Annotated in this window: 21 protein-coding genes; 12 read left to right on the top strand and 9 right to left on the bottom strand. The window is 54.8% G+C overall.

Annotated features, from left to right (window positions below):
* Nucleotides 1–51: 51 nt before the first annotated feature.
* Entirely contained in the window at nt 52–1,497 is a 1,446-nt protein-coding gene (gene tldD, locus LH23_RS03080; RefSeq protein ID WP_039288207.1) for a metalloprotease TldD, read from the top strand.
* A gap of 20 nt (nt 1,498–1,517) precedes the next feature.
* Here the strand turns inward: tldD and aaeR are convergent, their stop codons facing one another.
* Nucleotides 1,518–2,465 carry an HTH-type transcriptional activator AaeR gene (aaeR, locus tag LH23_RS03075; RefSeq protein WP_039288206.1) on the bottom strand — a complete coding sequence of 316 codons (948 nt, stop codon included), beginning with the start codon at nt 2,463–2,465 and terminating at the stop codon, nt 1,518–1,520.
* A 177-nt stretch (nt 2,466–2,642) separates the two neighbouring features.
* Here aaeR and aaeX point away from each other — a divergent pair, with 177 nt between their 5' ends.
* The 5 genes from aaeX (at nt 2,643) to LH23_RS03050 (ending at nt 7,619) form a co-directional block, all read left to right on the top strand.
* On the top strand, nt 2,643–2,846 hold the full coding sequence (aaeX, locus tag LH23_RS03070) for a p-hydroxybenzoic acid efflux pump operon protein AaeX (RefSeq protein WP_008454892.1): 204 nt from the start codon (nt 2,643–2,645) through the stop codon (nt 2,844–2,846).
* A gap of 7 nt (nt 2,847–2,853) precedes the next feature.
* On the top strand, nt 2,854–3,786 hold the full coding sequence (aaeA, locus tag LH23_RS03065) for a p-hydroxybenzoic acid efflux pump subunit AaeA (protein WP_039288204.1): 933 nt from the start codon (nt 2,854–2,856) through the stop codon (nt 3,784–3,786).
* Nucleotides 3,787–3,796: 10 nt separating this feature from the next.
* Nucleotides 3,797–5,758 (top strand): p-hydroxybenzoic acid efflux pump subunit AaeB, encoded by a 1,962-nt coding sequence (aaeB, locus tag LH23_RS03060; protein ID WP_039288202.1) that lies wholly within the window; start codon nt 3,797–3,799, stop codon nt 5,756–5,758.
* 98 nt (nt 5,759–5,856) lie between these two features.
* Nucleotides 5,857–7,311, top strand: coding sequence for an NAD-dependent succinate-semialdehyde dehydrogenase (locus LH23_RS03055; RefSeq protein ID WP_039288196.1), 1,455 nt, complete (start codon nt 5,857–5,859; stop codon nt 7,309–7,311).
* Between the two features lie 35 nt (nt 7,312–7,346).
* Nucleotides 7,347–7,619 (top strand): barstar family protein, encoded by a 273-nt coding sequence (locus LH23_RS03050; RefSeq protein WP_039288194.1) that lies wholly within the window; start codon nt 7,347–7,349, stop codon nt 7,617–7,619.
* A gap of 71 nt (nt 7,620–7,690) precedes the next feature.
* On the opposite strand, the gene yhcN (LH23_RS03045) is transcribed toward LH23_RS03050, so the two are convergent.
* The 3 genes from yhcN (LH23_RS03045) to argR all read right to left on the bottom strand — a co-directional run bounded on the left by yhcN (LH23_RS03045) (nt 7,691) and on the right by argR (nt 9,186).
* Entirely contained in the window at nt 7,691–7,957 is a 267-nt protein-coding gene (gene yhcN / locus LH23_RS03045) for a peroxide/acid stress response protein YhcN (protein WP_039288192.1), read from the bottom strand.
* A gap of 124 nt (nt 7,958–8,081) precedes the next feature.
* Nucleotides 8,082–8,345 carry a peroxide/acid stress response protein YhcN gene (gene yhcN, locus LH23_RS03040; RefSeq protein WP_039288190.1) on the bottom strand — a complete coding sequence of 88 codons (264 nt, stop codon included), beginning with the start codon at nt 8,343–8,345 and terminating at the stop codon, nt 8,082–8,084.
* 370 nt (nt 8,346–8,715) lie between these two features.
* A complete protein-coding gene (gene argR / locus LH23_RS03035; protein WP_008454885.1) occupies nt 8,716–9,186 on the bottom strand; it encodes a transcriptional regulator ArgR in 471 nt (156 codons plus the stop codon).
* A 488-nt stretch (nt 9,187–9,674) separates the two neighbouring features.
* Here argR and mdh point away from each other — a divergent pair, with 488 nt between their 5' ends.
* Complete coding sequence (mdh, locus tag LH23_RS03030; RefSeq protein WP_008454883.1) at nt 9,675–10,610, top strand: malate dehydrogenase; 936 nt, start codon at nt 9,675–9,677, stop codon at nt 10,608–10,610.
* Between the two features lie 58 nt (nt 10,611–10,668).
* Here mdh and degS read toward each other — a convergent pair whose 3' ends face one another.
* The 3 genes from degS to zapG form a co-directional block, all read right to left on the bottom strand.
* Nucleotides 10,669–11,736 carry an outer membrane-stress sensor serine endopeptidase DegS gene (gene degS / locus LH23_RS03025; RefSeq protein ID WP_039288188.1) on the bottom strand — a complete coding sequence of 356 codons (1,068 nt, stop codon included), beginning with the start codon at nt 11,734–11,736 and terminating at the stop codon, nt 10,669–10,671.
* An 88-nt stretch (nt 11,737–11,824) separates the two neighbouring features.
* On the bottom strand, nt 11,825–13,195 hold the full coding sequence (degQ, locus tag LH23_RS03020) for a serine endoprotease DegQ (RefSeq protein ID WP_039288186.1): 1,371 nt from the start codon (nt 13,193–13,195) through the stop codon (nt 11,825–11,827).
* Nucleotides 13,196–13,369: 174 nt separating this feature from the next.
* Nucleotides 13,370–13,768 carry a Z-ring associated protein ZapG gene (zapG, locus tag LH23_RS03015; RefSeq protein ID WP_008454880.1) on the bottom strand — a complete coding sequence of 133 codons (399 nt, stop codon included), beginning with the start codon at nt 13,766–13,768 and terminating at the stop codon, nt 13,370–13,372.
* 176 nt (nt 13,769–13,944) lie between these two features.
* Between zapG and zapE the strand changes: the two genes are divergently transcribed.
* The 5 genes from zapE (at nt 13,945) to sspB (ending at nt 17,604) form a co-directional block, all read left to right on the top strand.
* Nucleotides 13,945–15,069: a cell division protein ZapE gene (gene zapE / locus LH23_RS03010; protein ID WP_039288184.1), complete on the top strand. Its 1,125-nt coding sequence runs from the start codon at nt 13,945–13,947 to the stop codon at nt 15,067–15,069.
* Between the two features lie 227 nt (nt 15,070–15,296).
* Nucleotides 15,297–15,725: a 50S ribosomal protein L13 gene (rplM, locus tag LH23_RS03005; protein ID WP_008454874.1), complete on the top strand. Its 429-nt coding sequence runs from the start codon at nt 15,297–15,299 to the stop codon at nt 15,723–15,725.
* Between the two features lie 15 nt (nt 15,726–15,740).
* Nucleotides 15,741–16,133: a 30S ribosomal protein S9 gene (gene rpsI, locus LH23_RS03000; RefSeq protein WP_000829818.1), complete on the top strand. Its 393-nt coding sequence runs from the start codon at nt 15,741–15,743 to the stop codon at nt 16,131–16,133.
* A gap of 325 nt (nt 16,134–16,458) precedes the next feature.
* Nucleotides 16,459–17,100, top strand: coding sequence for a stringent starvation protein SspA (sspA, locus tag LH23_RS02995; protein WP_008454872.1), 642 nt, complete (start codon nt 16,459–16,461; stop codon nt 17,098–17,100).
* A gap of 3 nt (nt 17,101–17,103) precedes the next feature.
* The gene (gene sspB / locus LH23_RS02990) at nt 17,104–17,604 is read left to right on the top strand and encodes a ClpXP protease specificity-enhancing factor (RefSeq protein WP_039288181.1); all 501 of its coding nucleotides are present in this window, start codon (nt 17,104–17,106) and stop codon (nt 17,602–17,604) included.
* 82 nt (nt 17,605–17,686) lie between these two features.
* Here the strand turns inward: sspB and LH23_RS02985 are convergent, their stop codons facing one another.
* Together LH23_RS02985 and gltB are read right to left on the bottom strand one after the other, a co-directional pair.
* Nucleotides 17,687–19,105 (bottom strand): glutamate synthase small subunit, encoded by a 1,419-nt coding sequence (locus LH23_RS02985; RefSeq protein WP_039288178.1) that lies wholly within the window; start codon nt 19,103–19,105, stop codon nt 17,687–17,689.
* Nucleotides 19,106–19,114: 9 nt separating this feature from the next.
* On the bottom strand, nt 19,115–23,575 hold the full coding sequence (gene gltB / locus LH23_RS02980) for a glutamate synthase large subunit (protein ID WP_156108010.1): 4,461 nt from the start codon (nt 23,573–23,575) through the stop codon (nt 19,115–19,117).
* Nucleotides 23,576–23,839: the final 264 nt, after the last annotated feature.

The following is a 23,839-nucleotide window of genomic DNA, read 5'->3' as shown; positions in this document are numbered from 1 at the left end:
AATAAACCATTCCTCGCCAAACGGGCGATAAGCAATAAGAGTAGCGAAACGATGAGTCTTAACCTGGTAAGTGAGCAGTTGCTGTCTGCGAATGGCTTAACCCATCAAGATCTGTTTTCCATCCTCGGGCAGTTGTCCGAGCGCCGTCTTGACTACGGCGATCTCTATTTCCAGTCCAGCTATCATGAATCCTGGGTGCTGGAAGACCGCATTATTAAAGACGGTTCATGGAATATCGATCAGGGCGTTGGCGTTCGTGCGGTTAGCGGTGAGAAAACCGGGTTTGCCTATGCCGATCAAATTACTTTGCAGGCGCTGGAGCAAAGCGCTCATGCGGCTCGCAGCATCGTTCGTGAGCAGGGCGACGGGCGCGCACGTACGCTGGGTAACGTTCCGCACAGCGCGCTTTATACCAGCGCCGATCCGCTGACAAGTATGACGCGTGAAGAGAAGCTCGACATCCTGAGACGTGTGGACAGTGTTGCCCGCGCCGCGGATGCCCGCGTGCAGGAAGTTAGCGCCAGCCTGACCGGCGTGTATGAATTAATCCTGGTTGCGGCCACGGACGGGACGCTGGCAGCAGATGTTCGTCCTCTGGTGCGCCTGTCGGTTAGCGTTCAGGTTGAGGAAGACGGTAAGCGCGAGCGCGGTGCAAGCGGCGGCGGCGGTCGTTTTGGCTACGAGTATTTCCTGGAAAGCGTGAACGGCGAAGTGCGGGCGGATGCCTGGGCGAAAGAAGCCGTGCGCATGGCGATGGTGAATTTGTCCGCCGTTGCGGCCCCTGCAGGCATGCTGCCTGTAGTATTAGGCGCAGGCTGGCCAGGCGTGCTGCTGCACGAAGCTGTCGGTCACGGTCTGGAAGGCGACTTTAACCGTCGCGGTACTTCGGTCTTTAGCGGCCAGATGGGCCAACTGGTGGCCTCCGAACTCTGTACCGTGGTGGATGATGGCACGATGGCTAACCGCCGTGGTTCCGTCTCTATTGATGACGAAGGTGTGCCGGGTCAGTACAACGTGCTGATCGAAAACGGTATTCTTAAAGGCTATATGCAGGACAAGCTCAATGCTCGTCTGATGGGCGTGGCGCCTACCGGCAACGGTCGCCGCGAATCCTACGCGCATCTGCCGATGCCGCGTATGACCAACACCTACATGCTGGCCGGGAAATCCACGCCGCAGGAGATTATCGAGTCCGTGGATTACGGTATTTTCGCGCCAAACTTCGGCGGCGGTCAGGTAGACATTACCTCCGGCAAGTTTGTGTTCTCCACCTCAGAAGCTTACCTGATTGAAAAAGGGAAGGTGACCAAGGCGGTGAAAGGCGCCACGCTGATTGGGTCCGGCATCGAAACCATGCAGCAAATTTCGATGGTCGGGAATGATCTGGCGCTGGATAACGGCGTTGGCGTCTGCGGTAAAGAAGGCCAAAGCCTGCCGGTTGGCGTCGGCCAGCCAACCCTGAAGGTCGATAACCTGACCGTGGGCGGTACTGCCTGAGTGACGATGATGAGGCCGGACTAGTTCCGGCCCGTTTGTTTTGCCTTCCCGTTCCTGCCCTGCACGCCCTGATAAAGCTCCGCTACCTTCACAAAATAGTTCGTCAGATAGTTAATGCAGACCTGCACCTTCAGCGGCAGTTTGTCTTTTTCGGTGTACAGCGCGTACACCGGACGGGGATCGGACTGATAGCGCGGGAACAGGATCTCCAGTTGCCCGCTATTGATCTCGTCGATCACCCACATCAGCGGCGCATAGCCAATACCCGCCCCGGCTTTCAGCCAGCGGCTGAGCGTCATCGGATCGTTGGTCACAAAACGCCCTTGCGGCAGCAGGCGGGTCGAAATCCCTTCGGGCGCAATCAGCTCAAATTCGTTATCCGGCCTGATGCTGTATTCCAGCCACGAATGGTTAGCCAAATCAGCCGGTTTTTCCGGCGAGCCGTGAATTTGCAGATAGCTTTTGGCGGCACAAACCACCATTGGCATTGACCCCAGCCTGCGGGAAAACAGGCTCGAATCCTGCAAAGCGCCGACGCGAATGACCAAATCAAGCCCATCGGCAATCAGGTCCGGTGCCGGTATGCCGGTGACCAGGTTGACGGTCAGGCCGGGATGTTCACGCAGCATTTCGGCGGTCATGTCGGCGAGAACATTCTGTGCCATAGTTGAAGAGCTGCCGATGCGCAGCGTGCCGATAGGCGTGTTGTTAAAGGCGTAAAGCTGCTCGTGGACTTCCTGCGCTTCGTGCAGCATTTTTCGGCAGCCCTGATAATAAATTTTGCCGGCTTCGGTCAGGCCAATGCTGCGGGTGCTGCGGTTGAGCAGCTTAACCTGAAGCTCATCTTCCAGTTTGGACACGATCTGGCTGATGGAAGAGACGCTCATTTGTAGCTGCCTTGCGGCAGCGGTGTAGGAGCCAAGTTCAACGACTTTGGCAAACACCGACATACGTTTCAGTCGTTCCATTGTTCACTCTGAGTGAAAAGTGATTTAGATCACACATTATAGATAACAGGGTAACAGTTACGTTAATATATTATTATTAACATAACTCATACCGCACGCTCGCCCGCCATTTCTGGCCTCTCCGTCGCGGTTTACCGTCGAGTTATGTATCGCCTGCATTATCTTATCAAGGTCAAAATGAGTCTATTTCCGGTTATCGTAATATTCGGTCTTTCGTTTCCGCCGATATTCTTCGAATTAATTCTGTCGCTCGCCGCGTTCTGGCTGGCGCGTCGGTTGCTGACCCCAACCGGCATCTATGATTTTGTCTGGCACCCTGCATTATTCAATACAGCGCTCTATTGCTGCCTTTTTTATCTGATTTCGCGTTTGTTCGTTTGAGGTTGATGTGAAAATACTAACAAGAAACATAACCCGTACCGCTATCACGCTTTTGCTGGTGCTGCTGGCCTTCATCGCTATCTTTCGTGCGTGGGTGTTTTACACCGAATCCCCGTGGACACGAGACGCGCGTTTCACCGCCGACGTTGTTGCCATTGCGCCGGATGTGTCGGGGCTTATCACCAGCGTGAACGTTCAGGACAACCAGCTGGTGAAGAAAGACCAGGTCCTGTTCACCATCGACCAGCCGCGCTACCAGAAAGCGCTCGAACAGGCCGAAGCAGACGTGGCTTATTACCAGGCGCTGTCCTCTGAAAAGCGTCGTGAAGCCGGGCGGCGTAACTCCCTTGGCATTCAGGCCATGTCGCGCGAAGAGATTGATCAGTCCAACAACTCGCTGCAAACCGTACTTCATCAGTTAGATAAAGCCCAGGCGACGCGCGATCTGGCCAAACTCGACCTGCAGCGCACGGTCATTCGTGCCCCAGCGGACGGCTGGGTAACCAACCTTAACGTGCATACCGGGGAATTTATTAACCGCGGTGCGACCTCCGTAGCGTTGGTAAAACAGAATTCGTTCTACATTCTGGCCTACATGGAAGAGACTAAACTCGAGGGCATTCGCCCAGGCTATCGCGTACAGATCACGCCGCTCGGCAGCAACCGCGTGCTGCGCGGCAGCGTCGACAGCATCTCTGCCGGGGTGACAAACGCCAGCAGCACCAGCGATTCAAAAGGTATGGCAACGGTCGACTCCAACCTTGAGTGGGTGCGTCTTGCTCAGCGCGTGCCGGTCAGAATTCACCTTGATGAACAGATGGGCAATTTGTATCCCGCCGGGACTACCGCGACCGTTGTGGTCACCGGTGAAAAAGACCGTAAAGCGGAAAATGACTCGGCGTTTATCAAGCTGATGCATCGTCTGCGCGAGTTCGGTTAAGCAGGCCGCTATGTATAACATTTCCAGGCTGCATGTTCGCTTTGCGATAAAGCTCGCTTTCGCCATTGTGCTGGCGGTGTTTGTCGGTTTTCACTTTGAGCTGGAAACGCCGCGCTGGGCGGTGCTGACCGCCGCGATTGTGGCCGCCGGGCCTGCCTTTGCCGCTGGTGGGGAGCCTTATTCCGGGGCCATACGCTATCGCGGAATGCTGCGTATTATCGGGACGTTTATCGGCTGTGCGGCCGCGCTGGTAATCATTATCACGCTGATCCGTGCCCCGGTTGTGATGCTGCTGGTGTGTTGTATCTGGGCCGGATTCTGTACCTGGATCTCGTCACTTGTTCGCGTCGAAAACTCCTACGCCTGGGGCCTTGCGGGCTACACCGCGCTGATTATCGTGGTCACTATTCAGGTGGCTCCGCTGACTACGCCGCAGTTTGCCGTTGAACGCTGTAGCGAAATCGTTATCGGGATTGTGTGTGCCATCGTCGCCGACCTGCTGTTTTCTCCGCGTTCCATCAAGCAGGAGATTGACCGGGAACTGGATAACCTGCTGGTGGACCAATACCGCCTGATGCAGCTTTGCATCGCCCACGGTGATAAAGAAGAGGTGGATAAAGCCTGGAGCGGGCTGGTACGTAAAGTCACCGCGCTGAACGGTATGCGCGCCAACCTGAATATGGAATCCGCCCGCTGGGCGAAAGCCAACCGCCGCCTGAAAGCGATCAACACACTTTCGCTGACGCTGATCACTCAGGCCTGCGAAACATTCCTGATTCAAAACACCCGGCCTGAGTACGTCACGCCAGAATTCCGCCAGCTTTTTGCCGCCGAAGTGGAAACCGCCGACGACGTTTATAAACGGATGAAAGTGCTGCGCAGGGCGATTTCCGTGATGGGTGAAAAGGCCACGCCGGTAACCATCGGCTCCTGGGTTTCCGCCTCTACCCGCTATCTGTTGTTGAAGCGCGGTTTTATCAGTAATAGCCGCGTGAGCGCGGTTGAAGAAGAGGTATTGAACGGCGAAGCGGTGGTTAAGGTGGAATCCGCCGAAGGCCACCACGCGATGATTAACTTCTGGCGCACGACGATTTCCTGCGTGCTTGGAAGCCTGTTCTGGCTGTGGACCGGCTGGACATCCGGTAGCGGAGCAATGGTGATGATTGCGGTGGTGACAGCGCTGGCGATGCGCCTGCCTAACCCGCGCATGGTTTCGCTCGACTTCCTGTATGGCATGTTGGTAGCGCTGCCGCTGGGCGCGTTCTACTTCCTTGTGGTGCTGCCGTCCACGCAGCAGAGTATGCTGTTGCTGTGTATCAGCCTTGCCCTGCTGGGCTTCTTTATGGGCATTGAGGTACAGAAGCGGCGGCTGGGTTCTATGGGGGCGCTGGCCGGGACGATAAACATCATCGTGCTGGATAACCCGATGACTTTCCATTTCAGCAGCTTCCTCGACAGCGCGCTGGGGCAGATCGTTGGCTGTTTCCTGGCCATGATGGTGATCCTGCTGATCCGTGATAATTCGAAAGAGCGCACGGGCCGCACGCTGCTGAACCAGTTTGTATCGGCTGCGGTATCGGCGCTAACGACCAATAACGCTCGGCGTAAAGAGAACCACCTTCCGGCGCTGTACCAGCAGCTGTTTTTACTGCTCAACATGTTCCCAGGCGACATAGATCGTTATCGCCTTGCGCTGACGCTTATCATCGCGCATCAGCGCCTGCGCGATGCACCTATCCCGGTGAATGACGATCTCTCCGCCTTCCACCGGCAATTGCGCAAAACGGCGGATAAGGTGATTTCTGCCAGCAGCGATGATAAGCGAGAGCGCTATTACGAAAGGCTTTTAGGCGAGCTTGAAATCTACCAGGAGAAGCTTCGCCTGTGGGAAGCGCCGCGGCAGGTAACAGAGCCGGTGAAGCGGCTGGCGGACATTTTACACCGCTACCGGCACACGTTGATTAACGCCTGAGCCCAACCTTAGCTTGAAGAGCCGACGCCTGCGTCGGCTTTTTTCTATCTATACTTAACTGCGGTTACTGGGATGAACACTTAGGAACAGGAGCAATTATGACGAATCAGACACTCCAGCAAAGTGAGCTCTTTAAAACCGGTTATCTGGTCGCAGGTAAGTGGCATCCGCTTGAAGACACTTTTGATGTGCTGAATCCTGCGACGGGAGAAAGAGTGGCTAAAGTGGCAAGAGCGGGTAAACGAGAAACCGAAGCCGCGATTGAGGCCGCCAGCAAAGCTTTCCCCGCCTGGCGGGCGAAAACCGCTAAACAGCGATCTGAAATTCTCTACCGTTGGTTTGAACTGATGCTGGCTAACAAAAGCTGGCTCGCCCGTTTAATGACCCTTGAGCAGGGGAAGCCGCTCAAAGAGGCTGAGGGTGAAGTGGATTACGCCGCGAGTTTCATTCAGTGGTTCGCTGAACAGGCCAAACGCGCCAACGGCGAGATCATTCCTCCGGTTAAGCCCGGCTCTCGCATTCTGGCCACGCGTGAACCCGTCGGCGTAGTCGCGGCAATCACGCCGTGGAATTTCCCCATGGCGATGCTGACCCGCAAACTCGGGCCCGCACTGGCCGCTGGCTGTACCGGGGTGATAAAGCCCGCGAATAACACTCCGCTTTCCGCTTTCGCTTTGCTGGAGCTGGCGAAGCAGGCTGGCGTGCCGGACGGCGTATTGAACGCCGTGGCCGGGAAAACCCAGGAAATCAGCGATGCCATTATGGCCAGCCATCAGGTGCGCAAAATCTCCTTCACGGGTTCGACGGCGGTGGGTAAAACGCTGATGCGTAACGCTGCGGAAACAATGAAGAAAGTGTCGATGGAGCTGGGGGGCAATGCGCCTTATATCGTGTTTGATGACGCGGATATCGATGCGGCAGTAAAAGGTGCCATTGCTAACAAATTCCGCAATGCCGGCCAGGTCTGCGTCAGCGTTAACCGCTTTTTCATCCAGCAAAATGTGTACGACAGTTTTGTGAATAAGCTTGCTGCAGAGGTCGAAAAGCTGAAGGTGGGCAACGGCCTGGAAGAGGGCGTGATTGTCGGGCCTCTGATTGAGCAATCTGCGGTCGATAAAGTGCGCGAGCATGTTGATGATGCGCTGGCGAAAGGCGGGAAAGCGCTTGTCGGCGGCAAGCCCCATGTGTTGGGCGGCAATTTCTGGCAACCCACCGTTATCATCAACGCTAACGATGATATGAAACTAGCCAGGGAAGAGACGTTTGGCCCTCTTGCGGCCTGCTTCCGCTTTGAAACGGAAGAAGAGGTCATCGAAAGAGCCAACAATACGCCATTTGGGCTGGCAGCCTATTTCTATACCCAGAATTTACAGCGCGTTTTCCGCGTCTCCCAGGCTCTGGAAAGCGGCATGGTTGGAATTAACGAATGCGCTGTTTCCACGGAACTCGGGCCTTTCGGCGGTGTGAAAGAGTCGGGGTTAGGGCGTGAAGGCTCCGTGCTGGGGCTGGATGAGTTCCTGGAAGTGAAAACGCTACATATCGGCGGGCTTTAGCTCAGCGCTTGCTTAAAAGAGTCAGGACGGCAGCGATGAAAAAATTTACTTTTGATTTTAACCACATCGACGACAACCTGGCTTTCTATCGCCAGTTTGCGGAGCAACTCGCGCTACGCAAGGAGCAGGTTCACGATCTGGATAGCCTGTGGGACGTGGTCACGGCGTCCATGTTACCGCTGCCCGTGGAGATCGAGTTTGCGCATCTGCCGGAAAGCAAGCGGCGCAGGTTCGGGGCGCTCATTTTGCTCTTTGACGAGGCAGAAGAAGAACTGGAAGGCCAGCTCCGTTTTAACATTCACGGCTAACGTATGATTAGCGGCCATAAAAAAGCCCCCGGCGAGCGGGGGCAAAGTCGTAGGACAAGTACGACGAGGGTTTATTTGTACAGCTCTGCGGTCGCGTGCCAGTTATCGCCGCTACGGGCTTCGGTAATACGATAAGCAGAGGCACCTTGTTCTGTGGCTTTCTGGGACAATTCCTGACGCATATCCATTGGCGCACTGCCTACCTGGCTTACAGAAATGGAACCCATGGATTGCAGGCCTTGAGCTTGTTCGCTGTTGATCTGGTGTGCGGCTGCGTTAGCGCCTAAAGAGATAACGGACAGCAGGCTCAGTGCGGCGATAGTTAATTTGGTTTTCATAGTCTTTACTCCTGAAGGTTTAACGTGGCGGCCGGAAGGGCTTAATCGCGATTTTTCTACTTGGGGCCGCCGAGGCTTAACGTTTCTACTCAACTCTATTCAACTGGCTTATGGCTAAGAACGCTTATTTGTACAGTTCTGCCGTTGCGTGCCAGTGTCCACCGGTGCGGGCTTCGATCACGCGGTAAGCGGAAGCGCCGTTTTGCTCAGCTTTCTGGTTCAGCATTTCGTGCATATCCATCGGAGAACTGCCGATGTCATCGACGGAAACGGTACCCAGTGACTGGCGATTCTGCGCTTGCTGAGCGTTGATAGAGTCAGCGGCGAAAACGCCGAATGACAGAGCGGAGAGCAGGCTGGCGGTAACTAAAGTGGCTTTCATGTTCATGGTTTTTTTCCTCGTCGTATTCTTTTGGTTGGGCCATCGTTCTGTGACCCTCATCACGAAATTAAGTATACACTAGTTACGGAAAAAATTAATACCCTGCTAATTGTTGCCTATGCAACTTTAAATTAACGAAATGATTTTTTATTCCTGATAGTTATTAAAAAGACGTTTTTATCACGCCATTTTTGTTAAATATAAGTAAAATCATAGATATGGGTGAATTTAACCATTTGTGCGGTAATACGCAGAACAATGCCCTGAGGAATAGTATTGAAGCAATTCCATACGCTGGATTGAGGTTTATTTACGGAAGATTACCGAATGAGAAGCCCGCCGCGTCATGACGGCGGGCTGAGAAGAGGGGGAGTGATTACAGCTCTTGTTCGAACAGCACCAGAATGGCTTCGTACAGCTCTTTCACCGTGAAATTGTTGGCCGGTGTGGTGAAAATAGTGTCGTCCCCGGCAATGGTGCCCAGAATGCCTTCCGCTTTTCCCAGTGAATCCAGCAGGCGAGCAATGAGCTGTGCAGCCCCAGGGCTGGTATGGATCACTACGACGGCGTCGTTATAGTCGATATCCAGAACCAGGTTTTTTAGCGGGCTGGAGGTCGTCGGGACGCCCAGCTCGGCAGGCAGGCAGTAGACCATTTCCATCTTTGCATTGCGTGTTCTCACCGCGCCAAATTTGGTCAGCATGCGGGAGACTTTGGATTGGTTGATGTTTTCGAAGCCGTCGTTTTGTAACGCCTGAACTATCTCGCCCTGTGAGCTGAATTTCTCTTCTTTAAGTAATGCTTTGAAAGCCTTTACTAATTCTTCTTGTTTTGAGGAGTTACGCATAAATAACCTATCCTGGGTAAAAGAGATAACATTATTATGCATTTAAATGAATTTTTATGCAAATTGTTCATCTTCCTTCAGGTGCCAGATTTTACGGCGGCCTGAATAGAGTGGGAGAATCATCCGGCGGAGAGCAGCCTGAAATAATGTTATGAAAGCGGGCGATTTTATCAAATTTCGTTATCGGCGAACATGCCTGTGTCACGACTCGCAAATAAGCTTCAAAGTAAATTAAATGTTATCAAAATGATGTTGTTTTGGTGTGCGCGGAGGGGTAATGTAACCGCCGTTGATGTAACCACATCAGGTCGTGACCGGGCGCTATGGCGTCGTTCCTCCCGGCGAGTAAATGCAGCAGCAACGCGGTCGGTGATTGCTTTATATCGCAATCTGGCGGCGGGAAGATTGTAATTATCTCCTCTCTGGATTATGGTCGCCACCGCATGGAGTTACGGCACGATTTTGCTAACCATAATAAGGAGTTTAGGATGAAAGTTGCAGTCCTCGGCGCAGCTGGCGGTATCGGCCAGGCGCTTGCCCTTCTACTTAAGACCCAACTGCCTTCAGGCTCAGAACTCTCTCTGTATGACATTGCGCCAGTAACCCCAGGGGTTGCGGTGGATCTGAGTCATATCCCGACTGACGTGAAAATCAAAGGTTTCTCCGGCGAAGATGCTACTCCTGCGCTGGTGGGTGCTGATGTGGTGCTGATCTCCGCAGGTGTAGCACGTAAACCAGGTATGGATCGTTCCGACCTGTTCAACGTGAACGCTGGCATCGTGAAAAACCTGATCGAGCAAGTGGCGAAAACCGCCCCTAAAGCCTGCATCGGTATTATTACCAACCCGGTGAACACCACCGTGGCGATTGCCGCAGAAGTGCTGAAAAAAGCGGGTGTTTACGATAAGAACAAACTGTTCGGCGTGACCACGCTGGATATCATCCGTTCTAACACCTTTGTTGCTGAGCTGAAAGGCAAGCAGCCAACGGATATCGAAGTTCCGGTGATTGGCGGCCACTCTGGCGTGACCATTCTGCCTCTTCTGTCCCAGATCCCTGGCGTGAGCTTCACCGAGCAGGAAGTCGCTGACCTGACCAAACGTATCCAGAATGCAGGTACTGAAGTGGTTGAAGCGAAAGCCGGTGGCGGGTCTGCAACGCTGTCTATGGGCCAGGCTGCAGCTCGTTTTGGTCTGTCTCTGGTTCGCGCTCTGAAAGGCGAAAGCAACGTTGTGGAATGCGCCTACGTTGAAGGTGACGGTGAGCACGCCCGTTTCTTCTCTCAGCCGCTGCTGCTGGGTAAAAACGGTATCGTTGAGCGTAAAGCTATCGGCACCCTCAGCGCGTTCGAGAAAAACGCGATGGAAGGCATGCTGGATACCCTGAAGAAAGATATCCAGTTGGGCGAAGAATTCGTTAAGTAATCGACGCCTGGATAAAAAAAAACCGGAACTCAGGTTCCGGTTTTTTTATGTCTGCCGTTTAGCTTCCGGCGGGATATTCCTGCACGGTGACCTGCAGCGTGAGTTTCTTATCTTCACGCATGACTTCGACCGGAATCACCGAGCCCGGGCGAATTTCTGCCACCTGGTCCATGGTTTCCAGCGCCGAGATGGCTGGTTTGTGGTTCACCGAGATAATCACGTCGTTAACCTGAATACCTGCCTGAGCGGCCGGGCCGTCCGGGGATACAGCATTAACGATGATGCCTTGCAGCTGATCGATGCCGGTGGAGGGGCCATGTAGCGGAGTGATTTCTCTGCCGCCAATGCCGATGTAGCCACGAATAACCCGCCCATCGCGGATGAGCTTATCCATTATCTTGGTCGCCAACTGGGTCGGTATCGCAAAACCAATCCCTTCCGGCGTTTCGCCGTCATTACTCTTGTCAAACGACAGGGTGTTGATGCCCATCAGTTCCCCGAGTGAGTTCACCAGCGCCCCGCCGGAGTTGCCACGGTTAATCGAAGCGTCAGTTTGCAGGAACGACTGTCGGCCCGAAGGGCTCAGGCCGATGCGCCCGGTCGCGCTGATAATGCCCTGCGTGACCGTCTGCCCCAGGTTGTAAGGGTTACCGATGGCCATGACCACGTCGCCAATATGGGGCTGGCGCTTGCCGTTAATAGGAATGATCGGCAGGTTAGTGGCGTTGATTTTCAATACTGCGAGGTCGGTCAGGCTATCGGAGCCAATAAGCAGGGCTTCAAACACCCGCCCGTCCTGGAGCGCGACGATGATCTGCTCGGCATCGTTGATCACGTGCTTGTTGGTGATGATGTAGCCACGTCCGTCCATGATAACGCCGGAGCCGAGCGTCTTGATTTGAAGCTGGTTTTGGCCGTTATTGCCTACGCTGCGGTTGTACACATTCACTACCGCCGGGGCAGCGCGGCGCACCGCCGGATTAAAGCTCATCGGCGTTTCGTCTGTGCTGTCATATTGCGCAGGCGCAAGTGGGCCAACGGCTTTGCGCAACGACGGCATCGCGAGCAGCAGAAGCCCCGCAACAATTAGCCCAATGACAATCGAACGTAAGATCTTTAGAAACATGAGTTTGAGTTAATGAGTGAGAAATCGACCGCAGAATAGCATGAGTTGAACGGACATCGTACAGACGATGTCCGTTTCTCTGCTTCCGTTAACGCAACAGCAAATAGAGGCTCTGTTCACCGCGAACAACATGCAGCGCGATAACCGCAGGCTTGGTTTCCAGCACTTTGCGCATTTCGGCGATGGTATGAATTCGCTCGCGGTTAATGCCGACGATAATATCGTCTTTGTGCAGGCCGACCTGAGCCGCAGGCGTGCCTTTATCCACGTTATCCAGACGAATACCTTTGCCGCCGTCCTTCAGTTGCCCATCGCTTAGCGTGGCACCCTGCAGCGCTGGCAGGATCATTTCCGCGCTGGCGGAAGAGGCGGTGCTCTTGTCCAGCGTCACGCTGACTTCCAGTGGTTTACCGTCGCGCAGCAAGCCCAGTTTCACCACGGTGCCTGGCTCGGTTGTGGCGATTTTCGCTCGTAGCTCGGCGAAACTGCTCAGCGGGTTACCGTTCAGGCTGGTGATGATATCCCCGGCTTTAACGCCCGCTTTTGCCGAGCCTGACTGAGGCAGGACCTCACTGACAAAGGCGCCGCGCTGGGTGGAAAGGTTAAACGCTTTGGCGATGTCGGCGTTCATCTCCATGCCTTTAATACCCAATAGCCCACGCTTGATTTCACCAAATTCCATCAGCTGTTTGGCGAGGGTTTGGGCCATATTGCTCGGGATAGCAAAACCAATCCCTACGCTGCCGCCGGCGGGAGCAAGAATCGCTGTGTTGATGCCGATCAGCTCGCCGTTCAGGTTGAGCAGCGCGCCGCCGGAGTTGCCGCGGTTGATTGAAGCATCGGTCTGAATAAAGTTCTCCAGGCCTTCAAGGTTCAGGCCGCTGCGGCCCAGTGCGGAAACGATGCCGGAGGTCGCTGTTTGACCGAGGCCAAAGGGGTTACCCACCGCAACCGCAAAATCACCTACTTTAAGCTTGTCAGAGTCGGCCACTTTGATTTCGGTAAGCCCGGTCGCGTTTTGCAACTGAAGCAGTGCGATGTCGCTTTGATCGTCTCCGCCAATCAGTTTGGCATCAAATTCACGCCCGTCATTCAGCTGCACGCTGATTTTCTGTGCCTGATTAATCACATGATTGTTGGTCAGGACATAGCCTTTCGCGGCGTTGATGATGACGCCGGAGCCTAAACCTTCAAACTGCTGCGGCGCGTCGGAGGGGGCATCATCGCCGTAGAACTTTTTGAACTCTTCCGGCACTTTCTGGCTGGAAGCCGAGGCGGTGCCTTCAACCTGCACGCTGACGACCGCCGGCAAGACTTTTTCCAGCATCGGCGCAAGGCTTGGCAAAGCCGGCTGGCCTGGAACCTGGGAAGGCAGTGACGCGCTTGCCAGAGGGGATACGCCGAGCGTCAGGCCGACGCTTAACGCTAATGCACTCAACAGCCGTGTTTGTTTCTTCATTGGATGCTGGCTCTCGTCACCTGGAAAAAGGAATGCCCACTCACGCAATGGATGTTATTGAAATATCAATCGACTCACAATGGCGTAATAAGAAAGCACAAGACAATTAAATGATAGCTGGGTCAGGAAAGGATGGGGCACCTGAACTGTGCCCCGGAAAAGCTAAAACAGGGATTAATCGCGTTTTGCACCGGCGCGAAGCAGGCCGGAAGCACCGTCTGAATAATCACGCGGCATCTGAACCGGCGCCTGATCGTTCCCGGCTTCAGATTCGGCAAGGCGGTTACGGAACGGATTGGCTTCCGCTGTCATCTCTGGCAGCAGGCTGCTGGAGCTTTTTGCCATATGCTGATACAGCTGGCGATAATCGTGCGCCATGTTGTCCAGCAGCTCGGCGCTGCGGGCAAAGTGGCTGACTAACTCTTCGCGGTACTCTTCAAGCTCCGCTTTGTTTTTTTCCAGCTCATACTGCAGAGCTTGCTGCTGGCGCAGCTTACGGTTGCCGAAACGCATGGCTACGGCGCCGATAATAAGGCCCACCACTAACCCAATAAGCGCATATTCCCAAGTCATGAACTTCTCCCGTTATCTTGTGATTTCGTAGGGTAATGTAGCCACTATAACCGTTAACCTAAGAGAAGTGGAATCCTGACGCTGCATCGCTTAGGGTAGAACGGCCTTTTTTTGGACAACCGGTTCGAAAATGGCAGTGAACGGCTATCCGATTATAAAGGGAAGATAATAATACCATGCAAAATCTCTCTCCTGCATCGCGCTACCAGCAGGCCCTGGCAGAAGGCAGTTTTCAACCTGATGACGTACAGCACGAGGCGATTATGCGCCTGGACGCGATCTGGCAAGCATTGTCCGTTGCACCAACGCCTGCGCCTGCCGGTGGGTTGCTGACTAAGTTCGGCAAGCTGTTCGGTAAAAAAGAGGTTCAGGCCGGGCAGGAACCCGCCCGGGGTTTATATATGTGGGGAGGCGTGGGGCGAGGTAAAACCTGGCTGATGGATATGTTTTTCCAGAGTTTGCCGGGAGAGCGCAAACTCAGGCTGCACTTTCACCGTTTTATGCTTCGAGTTCACGAAGAGCTGGCGCAGCAGCAGGGCCACACCGATCCTTTAGAAATCATTGCTGACGGCTTTAAGGCCGAAGCAGATGTGCTGTGCTTCGACGAATTTTTTGTCTCTGATATCACCGATGCCATGCTGCTGGGCACATTAATGAAAGCGCTTTTTGCGCGAGGCATTACGCTGGTGGCCACGTCGAACATCCCGCCCGATGATTTGTACCGCAATGGGCTGCAGCGCGCGCGATTCTTACCCGCCATCGAAGCAATCAAACGCTATTGCGACGTGATGAACGTGGATGCCGGGATTGATTATCGCCTGAGAACGCTGACTCAGGCGCACCTTTGGCTGTCACCGCTGAATGCAGACACCGCCGTACAAATGGAAAAGCTTTATGTTGCTCTGGCCGGGGCAAAGCGCGAAGGTGCGCCGGTGCTGGAAATCAACCACCGGCCAATGGTGACGATGGGGGCCGCAAACCAGACGCTGGCTATCGACTTCAGTACGCTATGTGTGGATGCCCGCAGCCAACATGATTACATCGCGCTTTCGCGCCAGTTCCACACCGTCCTGCTGTTTAATGTAACGGTGATGACAACGCTGATGGAAAGTGAGGCACGCCGTTTTATCGCGCTGGTGGACGAATTCTATGAGCGCCACGTCAAGCTGGTTGTGTCCGCTGAGGCCGAGCTATTCAATATTTATCAAGGGGAAAGGCTTAAGTTTGAGTTCCAGCGCTGTCTTTCCAGGCTGCAGGAAATGCAAAGCGAAGAGTATTTGCGTCGTCCTCATCTGCCGTGACGATGAATATGTGATATCAACGACAAATTGTGGTCGATCTTTGAGGTCGACTTCTCTATAATCTTGCGACCCCACGTTACAACCAAAGTTTTTTTCCCAAAACTTTTGTCGTGCCGGCATAGGCTATTCGAAGGGGTAGGTTTGCTGGACAATGTCGCGTGAACCTCGACTGATTTTAAACGTTTGGGTGTTCACCAACGTGTAACTATATATTGGGTAAGCTTTTAATGAAAACTTTTACAGCTAAACCAGAAACTGTACAGCGCGACTGGTATGTCGTTGATGCTGAAGGTAAGACCTTAGGTCGTCTGGCTACTGAACTGGCTCGCCGTCTGCGCGGTAAGCACAAAGCGGAATACACTCCGCACGTTGATACTGGTGATTACATCATCGTTCTGAACGCTGACAAAGTTGCTGTAACCGGCAACAAGCGTACTGACAAAGTGTACTACCACCACACCGGCCACATCGGTGGTATCAAACAAGCGACCTTTGAAGAGATGATTGCCCGCCGTCCTGAGCGTGTGATTGAAATCGCGGTTAAAGGCATGCTGCCAAAGGGCCCGCTGGGTCGTGCAATGTTCCGTAAACTGAAAGTTTACGCGGGCACCGAGCACAACCACGCGGCACAGCAACCGCAAGTTCTGGACATTTAATCGGGATTATAGGCAATGGCTGAAAATCAATACTACGGCACTGGTCGCCGCAAAAGTTCCGCAGCTCGCGTGTTTATCAAACCGGGCAACGGCAAAATCGTTATCAACCAACGTTCTCTGGAACAGTACTTCGGTCGTGAAACTGCCCGCATGGTAGTTCGTCAGCCGCTGGAACTGGTCGACATGGTTGAGAAACTGGATCTGTACATCACCGTTAAAGGTGGTGGTATCTCTGGTCAGGCTGGTGCGATCCGTCACGGTATCACCCGCGCTCTGATGGAGTACGATGAGTCCCTGCGTTCCGAGCTGCGTAAAGCTGGCTTCGTTACCCGTGATGCTCGTCAGGTTGAACGTAAGAAAGTCGGTCTGCGTAAAGCACGTCGTCGTCCTCAGTTCTCCAAACGTTAATTGTTCTCTGCCTTTCCAGGCAGCAAGACAGTTGGCAAAAAGCCCGGTCCTGGTACCGGGTTTTTTTATGCCTGTAATTTATATTATTGCGTCTAACATTTTGAAATGATTTGCCTTTCAGGCAAATTCAATATACGACCACCACAAAACCAGTAAAATCTGGTAAACTATCATCCAATTTTCTGCCCAAATGTCGGCATCCGGTTGTTTTCGCCCCTTAAAGGGCGTCAGCGATGTTTTGGCGAAGCATTGGGTAATAAACGGTCAGGTTAGTCGCCGCTTGCGGCTATTAGCAGTAATTTTCTGGATAAACTTGGAGGTTTTCATGGCTGTCGCTGCCAACAAACGTTCGGTGATGACGCTGTTTTCCGGTCCTACTGACATCTACAGTCACCAGGTACGTATCGTCCTGGCTGAGAAAGGTGTTAGCGTTGAAATTGAGCATGTGGAAACGGATAACCTGCCTCAGGATCTGATTGACCTCAACCCCAATCACAGCGTACCGACCCTGGTTGACCGCGAGCTGACGCTGTGGGAATCCCGCATCATCATGGAATACCTTGATGAGCGTTTCCCGCACCCACCTTTGATGCCGGTTTATCCGGTTGCGCGTGGTGAAAGCCGTCTGTACATGCACCGTATTGAGAAAGATTGGTATTCGCTGATGAATGTGGTGATGAATGGCTCAGCGCAGGAAGCGGAAGCCGCTCGTAAGCAGCTGCGTGAAGAGCTGCTGAGCATTGCCCCGGTCTTTACCCAGAAGCCTTTCTTCCTGAGCGACGAGTTCAGCCTGGTCGACTGCTATCTGGCTCCGCTGCTGTGGCGCTTGCCGCAGATGGGCATTGAGCTGACAGGTGCTGGCTCCAAAGAGATGAAAGGGTACATGACCCGCGTCTTCGAGCGTGACTCCTTCCTGGCCTCTTTGACCGAACCTGAGCGCGAAATGCGTCTGCAGACCCGAGGCTAATTGATGGATATGTCGCAGCTGTCGCCGCGCCGTCCTTATCTGCTGCGGGCCTTTTATGAGTGGCTGTTGGATAACCAGCTCACGCCGCATCTGGTGGTAGATATCACGCTGCCGGGCGTACAGGTTCCGATGGAGTATGCGCGTGACGGGCAAATTGTGCTGAACATCGCACCTCGTGCCGTAGGGAATCTGGAGCTGGCCAACGACGAAGTGCGCTTTAACGCGCGTTTCGGCGGCGTACCTCGCCAGGTTAACGTGCCTATGGCTGCCGTGCTGGCTATTTATGCACGTGAAAATGGCGCGGGCACTATGTTTGAGCCGGAAGCGGGCTATGATGAAGACGCTGAAAGCCACAACGATGACCAGCCAGTCATTGGTGAGACTGAAACAGTGATGCAGGTTATTGACGGCGATCGCCCGGATCACGGCGATGATGACAATAACCCGAATGACGATCCGCCGCCGCCTCGCGGTGGTCGCCCCGCACTGCGCGTGGTGAAATAACAAAAAGCCAGTCGAAAGACTGGCTTTTTTTATGGTGCGATAGCGACTAAAGCTGGCAGCCGAAGCCGCCAGATTTTAACGCTTATACTTCGAGGAAGTTCAGGATCCCGTCAGCAGCTTTGCGCCCTTCAGCAATAGCCGTTACCACCAGATCGGAACCGCGAACCGCATCGCCACCGGCGAAGATTTTCGGGTTGCTGGTCTGGAAAGCATTCTCGCTAGCTTCTGGCGCGAGAATGCGCCCCTGGCTGTCCAGCTCAACGCTGTGCTGCTCCAGCCACGTCATGCTGTGAGGGCGGAAACCGAAGGCCATTACCACCGCATCGGCAGGCAGTACATGCTCGGAGCCGGCGACGATCTCAGGGCGACGACGACCATTAGCATCCGGCACACCCAGCTCGGTACGAGCCACTTTCACACCGCACACCCGGCCATTAGCGTTAATTTCCACGCCCAGCGGCTGCAGATTGAACTGGAACTCTACGCCTTCTTCACGCGCGTTTTTCACTTCGCGCTTAGAGCCCGGCATGTTTTCTTCGTCACGACGGTAGGCACAGGTCACGTGGGTTGCACCCTGGCGCACTGAAGTACGCACGCAGTCCATAGCGGTATCCCCGCCGCCCAGCACGACAACTCGCTTGCCTTCCATGCTGACATACGGTTCTTCGGCTGTTTCGCTGAAGCCCATGATCTGTTTGGTATTGGCGATGAGGAACGGCAGGGCGTCATACACGCCTGGCGCGTCTTCATTTTCGAGGCCACCGCGCATGGACTGATAGGTGCCGACGCCCAGGAACACGGAGTCGTATTCGCTCAGCAGTTCGTCCATTTGCACGTCGCGGCCTACTTCGGTATTGAGTTTGAATTCAATCCCCATCCCGCTGAAGATTTCGCGACGCTTGGTCATTACCTCTTTTTCCAGCTTAAAGGCTGGAATGCCGAAGGTCAGCAGACCGCCGATTTCAGGGTGTCGGTCATAAACCACTGCCTTCACGCCGTTACGTGCCAGAACGTCCGCACAGGCAAGCCCGGCAGGGCCTGCACCGATGATAGCCACGCGCTTACCGGTTTGCTTCACGCCGGTCAGGTCCGGCTTCCAGCCCATCTCAATCGCTTTATCGTTGATATAGCGCTCGATATTGCCGATGGTCACCGCCCCGAACTCGTCGTTCAGCGTGCAGGAGCCTTCGCAAAGACGGTCCTGCGGGCAGACGCGGCCGCAGACTTCCGGCAGGCTGTTGGTTTGGTGAGACAGCTCGGCTGCCTCAATAATGCGCCCCTCGTTGGCCAGCTTCAGCCAGTTTGGAATGTAGTTATGAACCGGGCACTTCCACTCGCAGTACGGGTTGCCGCAGGAGAGGCAGCGGTCAGCCTGCGCCTTGGCCTGCCCCTCAGAGAACGGCTCGTAGATTTCCACAAATTCAATTTTGCGGATCTTCAGCGGCTTCTTCGGCGGATCAACGCGCTGCAAGTCGATAAATTGATAAACGTTTTGACTCATCGTGACCTCTTACTGCGCCTGCACCCGCAGCTCAGCTGCGGAACGACTGCGGTGACCCAACAATGCTTTGACATCACTGGACTTCGGTTTAACCAGGGTGAATTTCGAGGCGAATGCCGGCCAGTTGGCCAGGATCTCTTCGCCGCGCTGGGAGCCGGTCAGTTGAACGTGTTCGGTGATCATGCCGCGCAGGTGCTCTTCATGAATCGCCAGTTCTTCTACATTCAGTAATTCAACCAGTTCCGGGTTCACGCGTTTGCGGAATTCACCGTCTTCGTCCAGTACATAGGCGAAACCGCCCGTCATACCAGCCCCGAAGTTAACCCCCGTTTTGCCCAGAATACAGACGATACCGCCGGTCATGTATTCACAGCCGTTATCGCCGATGCCTTCAACCACGGTGATCGCACCTGAGTTACGCACCGCGAAACGTTCACCGGCACGGCCTGCGGCATACATCTTCCCGCCAGTCGCGCCATACAGGCAGGTGTTGCCGATAATGGTCGCTTCGTGGCTGCGGAAGGCTGAGCCCACCGGTGGACGCAGAGAAATCAGCCCGCCAGCCATGCCTTTGCCGACATAGTCGTTGGCATCACCGGTCAGGTGCAGCTCAACGCCACCTGCGTTCCAGACGCCGAAGCTCTGGCCTGCGGTGCCGTTAAAGTGCGCCTTGATTGGATCAGACGCCAGGCCTTGATCGCCGTGCTGCTGGGCAATGTAGCCGGAGAGCGAAGCCCCAATCGAACGGTCGGTGTTGCGGATATCAAACCAGAACGTTTTGCTCTGCTTGTCGTCTACATACGCCTGTGCCTGGTTCAGCAGCTGTGCGTTAAGGTCGCCCTTATCGAACGGCGGGTTATGCTCGGTGCAGTACACTGCTTTGCCCGGCATCGGCTCAGCCGTTTTCAGCAGGGCAGACAAATCCAGCTTCTGCTGTTTGGCGGTAAACCCGTCCAGCTCTTTCAGCAGGTCGGTACGGCCAATCAAATCAACCAGACGTTTCACGCCCAGCAGCGCCATCAGTTCGCGGGTTTCGCGAGCGATGAATTCAAAGTAGTTGGTCACTTTGAACGGCAGGCCGTGGTAATGGTTTTTACGCAGTTTGTCATCCTGAGTTGCAACGCCGGTAGCGCAGTTGTTCAGGTGGCAAATTCGCAGGTATTTACAGCCCAGAGCAACCATTGGCCCGGTACCGAAGCCGAAGCTTTCGGCGCCAAGAATTGCTGCCTTGATGATATCGAGGCCGGTTTTCAGGCCGCCGTCCACCTGCAGGCGAATCTTATGGCGCAGGCCGTTAGCCACCAGCGCCTGCTGAGTTTCCACCAGGCCAAGTTCCCACGGGCAGCCCGCGTATTTCACGGACGATAGCGGGCTTGCGCCGGTGCCGCCGTCGTAGCCGGCAATAGTAATCAGGTCAGCATAGGCTTTGGCTACGCCCGTCGCGATGGTGCCGACGCCCGGTTCAGAAACCAGCTTCACGGAAATCATCGCCTTCGGGTTAACCTGCTTCAGGTCGAAAATCAGCTGAGCCAAATCCTCGATAGAGTAAATATCGTGGTGAGGCGGAGGTGAAATCAGCGTCACGCCCGGCACGGAATAGCGCAGCTTGGCGATGTAAGGTGTCACTTTATCGCCCGGCAGCTGACCGCCTTCGCCCGGTTTTGCGCCTTGTGCAACTTTAATCTGGATAACGTCGGCGTTGACCAGGTAAGCAGGTGTCACGCCAAAGCGGCCGGAAGCCACCTGCTTGATGCGGGACACTTTATTGGTGCCGTAGCGCGCTGGATCTTCACCGCCTTCGCCGGAGTTAGAGTTCCCGCCGATGCTGTTCATCGCCTCAGCCAGGGATTCGTGTGCTTCCGGGCTCAGGGCGCCGATAGACATAGCCGCGGTATCAAAGCGTTTGAACAGCTCGGTTGCTGGCTCAACGTCTTCAATTTTGACGGACTCGTCCTGCGGATTCAGCGCAAGCATATCGCGCAGCGTGGCGACAGGACGCTCGTTAACCAGCTTCGCGTATTGCTGATAGTCGCTGTATTCGCCGCTCTGCACCGCTTTTTGCAGCGTTTGCACCACGTCCGGGTTATAGGCGTGGTATTCCCCGCCGTGAACGAATTTCAGCTGGCCGCCCTGATCCAACGGCTTACGTACCAGCCAGGCACGTTTGGACAGGTTCAACAGATCCTGCTGGAAGTCGCCAAAGCCTGCACCACCGATGCGGCTGACCGCGCCCTGGAAGCAAAGCTCGGACACTTCTTTATGCAGACCCACCGCTTCGAACAGCTTAGAGCAACGGTAAGAGGCGATAGTCGAGATGCCCATTTTGGACATGATCTTGTACAGCCCTTTGTTGATGCCGTTGCGGTAGTTCTGCATCACGGTGCGGTAGTTTTTGTCGATAGCGCCGTTGTCGACCAGCTTCGCCAGGGTTTCATAGGCGAGGTACGGGTAGATTGCGGTCGCGCCGAAGCCCAGCAGCACGGCGAAGTGATGCGGATCGCGGGCGCTGGCGGTTTCAACAATGATGTTGGCATCACAGCGCAGGCTCTTCTCAACGAGGCGAGTCTGGATGGCGCCCACGGCCATTGGAGCCGGAACCGGCAGGCGATTTTTGGCAATATTACGGTCGGACAGCACCAGCAAGACAGTGCCGTTGCGAACCATGCGTTCCGCTTCGTCGCACAACGCCATCACCGTTTCGTGCAGCGACTTCTCGGTCACGTCATAGGTGATGTCGAGCGTATCGGCGCGATAGTGTTCCTCTTCCAGCGTGGTGAGCTGCTGGAAATCGGACCACAGCAGAATCGGCGATTTGAAGCTCAGGCGGTGTGCCTGGCCTTCTGCTTCACAGAAGACGTTCATTTCGCGACCAATGCTGGTGGCCAGGGACATGACGTGGGCTTCACGCAGCGGATCGATTGGCGGGTTGGTCACCTGCGCAAACTGCTGGCGGAAGTAGTCGTAAATAATGCGTGGTTGGCTGGAAAGTACGGCAAATGGGGTGTCATCGCCCATTGAACCCACGGCTTCCTGGCCATTTTCGCCCAGCACACGGATCACTGAATCCAGCTCTTCGCTGCTGTAGTTAAACTGTTTCTGGTAGCTGGCGAGCGTGTCGTCGTCGAGCTCCCGTGCGCCCACTTTTTCGTCCGGCAGGTCTTCAAACGGCACCAGGCGGCGAACGTTGTTCTCCATCCACTCTTTATACGGATGGCGGCTTTTCAGCTCGGCATCGGTTTCAGCGGAATGCAGAATGCGCCCAACACGGGTGTCGATAACCATCAGCTCGCCCGGGCCAACGCGGCCTTTCTCAACCACTTCATCCGGCTGGTAGTCCCAGATCCCGACCTCAGAGGCGCAGGTGATGAGCTTGTCCTTGGTGATCACATAACGTGCCGGACGCAGGCCGTTACGGTCTAGGTTACAGGCGGCGAAACGCCCGTCCGACATAACTATACCGGCCGGGCCGTCCCACGGCTCCATATGCATGGAGTTAAAGTCGAAGAAGGCACGCAGCTCAGGATCCATGTTCGGGTTGTTCTGCCATGCAGGCGGAACCAGCAAACGCATGGCGCGCACGATATCCATCCCGCCCGCCAGCAGCAGCTCAAGCATGTTATCCATGGAGCTGGAGTCGGAGCCGGTTTCGTTCACGAACGGAGCGGCATCGTGCAGATCGGGGATCAGCGGCGTCTGGAATTTATAGGTACGGGCGCGCGCCCACTGGCGGTTACCGGTGATGGTGTTGATTTCACCGTTGTGCGCCAGATAGCGGAACGGTTGAGCCAGCGGCCAGCGTGGCACGGTGTTGGTGGAAAAACGCTGGTGGAACAGGCAAATGGCCGATTCCAGGCGCAGGTCCGCCAGGTCCAGGTAGAAGCGCGGCAGGTCAGCCGGCATACACAGACCTTTATAAATGTTCACCAGGTTAGACAGGCTGCAGATATAGAAGTCTTTATCTTCCTGGATGCGTTTTTCGATGCGGCGACGGGCGATAAACAGGCGGCGTTCCATATCACGAGGGCGCCAGCCCGCCGGGGCGTTAACGAAAATTTGTTCAATACGTGGCAGAGAGGAGAGGGCGATTTCACCGAGCACGTCTTTGTTCACCGGTACTTCACGCCAGCCAACAATAGACAGAGTTTCGTTTTGCAGCTCTTCTTCAACAATGCGGCGGCTGGCGCGGGCAAGCGCGTCATCCTGGTTCAAGAAAATCATGCCAACGGCATAGTTCTTGGCCAAACGCCATTGGCGCTCTTCTGCAACAATGCGGAAGAAACGATCGGGTTTTTGCAGCAGCAGACCACAACCGTCGCCGGTTTTACCGTCGGCAAGGATGGCACCACGGTGCTGCATACGGGCTAGCGCGTGAATAGCGGTACGCACTACCTTGTGGCTAGGTTCGCCTTCTATGTGGGCGATCAGGCCGAAACCACAGTTATCCTTCTCAAGGGATTTATCGTACAACATATCAGTGAACCTCCCCAGGCTCTACGTTACTCCCAACCGTTTGCGCGTGGACGCAGCAAGGGCATGGCGACGGGGTTTGCGCATCATACGCTTGCCTCGCGTGTCGCCCTCTTAATGTCCAACGCATCCGGTGTCACAAGTGTTGAGGACTTGCTTTAGAGGGAATCTCAATTACTGCATAAATATGATGGGCACAGAACCCATCCAGAAAGCTTCCAGCGGATTTCCAACTTATCGGGAAAGAGCACACAGGTCAAATGGCAT

The organism is Cedecea neteri (assembly GCF_000758305.1).
Classification (GTDB): Bacteria; Pseudomonadota; Gammaproteobacteria; order Enterobacterales; family Enterobacteriaceae; genus Cedecea; species Cedecea neteri_C.
This window is presented reverse-complemented; position numbering and strand designations above follow the sequence as displayed.

What these genes read in the sequence shown, in the direction of transcription:
- tldD (WP_039288207.1), top strand. Translation starts at nt 52, where the DNA reads ATGAGTCTTAACCTGGTAAGTGAGCAGTTGCTGTCTGCGAATGGCTTA.
- aaeR (WP_039288206.1), bottom strand. Translation starts at nt 2,465, where the DNA reads ATGGAACGACTGAAACGTATGTCGGTGTTTGCCAAAGTCGTTGAACTT.
- aaeX (WP_008454892.1), top strand. Translation starts at nt 2,643, where the DNA reads ATGAGTCTATTTCCGGTTATCGTAATATTCGGTCTTTCGTTTCCGCCG.
- aaeB (WP_039288202.1), top strand. Translation starts at nt 3,797, where the DNA reads ATGTATAACATTTCCAGGCTGCATGTTCGCTTTGCGATAAAGCTCGCT.
- LH23_RS03055 (WP_039288196.1), top strand. Translation starts at nt 5,857, where the DNA reads ATGACGAATCAGACACTCCAGCAAAGTGAGCTCTTTAAAACCGGTTAT.
- LH23_RS03050 (WP_039288194.1), top strand. Translation starts at nt 7,347, where the DNA reads ATGAAAAAATTTACTTTTGATTTTAACCACATCGACGACAACCTGGCT.
- yhcN (WP_039288192.1), bottom strand. Translation starts at nt 7,957, where the DNA reads ATGAAAACCAAATTAACTATCGCCGCACTGAGCCTGCTGTCCGTTATC.
- yhcN (WP_039288190.1), bottom strand. Translation starts at nt 8,345, where the DNA reads ATGAACATGAAAGCCACTTTAGTTACCGCCAGCCTGCTCTCCGCTCTG.
- argR (WP_008454885.1), bottom strand. Translation starts at nt 9,186, where the DNA reads ATGCGTAACTCCTCAAAACAAGAAGAATTAGTAAAGGCTTTCAAAGCA.
- mdh (WP_008454883.1), top strand. Translation starts at nt 9,675, where the DNA reads ATGAAAGTTGCAGTCCTCGGCGCAGCTGGCGGTATCGGCCAGGCGCTT.
- degS (WP_039288188.1), bottom strand. Translation starts at nt 11,736, where the DNA reads ATGTTTCTAAAGATCTTACGTTCGATTGTCATTGGGCTAATTGTTGCG.
- degQ (WP_039288186.1), bottom strand. Translation starts at nt 13,195, where the DNA reads ATGAAGAAACAAACACGGCTGTTGAGTGCATTAGCGTTAAGCGTCGGC.
- zapG (WP_008454880.1), bottom strand. Translation starts at nt 13,768, where the DNA reads ATGACTTGGGAATATGCGCTTATTGGGTTAGTGGTGGGCCTTATTATC.
- zapE (WP_039288184.1), top strand. Translation starts at nt 13,945, where the DNA reads ATGCAAAATCTCTCTCCTGCATCGCGCTACCAGCAGGCCCTGGCAGAA.
- rplM (WP_008454874.1), top strand. Translation starts at nt 15,297, where the DNA reads ATGAAAACTTTTACAGCTAAACCAGAAACTGTACAGCGCGACTGGTAT.
- rpsI (WP_000829818.1), top strand. Translation starts at nt 15,741, where the DNA reads ATGGCTGAAAATCAATACTACGGCACTGGTCGCCGCAAAAGTTCCGCA.
- sspA (WP_008454872.1), top strand. Translation starts at nt 16,459, where the DNA reads ATGGCTGTCGCTGCCAACAAACGTTCGGTGATGACGCTGTTTTCCGGT.
- sspB (WP_039288181.1), top strand. Translation starts at nt 17,104, where the DNA reads ATGGATATGTCGCAGCTGTCGCCGCGCCGTCCTTATCTGCTGCGGGCC.
- LH23_RS02985 (WP_039288178.1), bottom strand. Translation starts at nt 19,105, where the DNA reads ATGAGTCAAAACGTTTATCAATTTATCGACTTGCAGCGCGTTGATCCG.
- gltB (WP_156108010.1), bottom strand. Translation starts at nt 23,575, where the DNA reads ATGTTGTACGATAAATCCCTTGAGAAGGATAACTGTGGTTTCGGCCTG.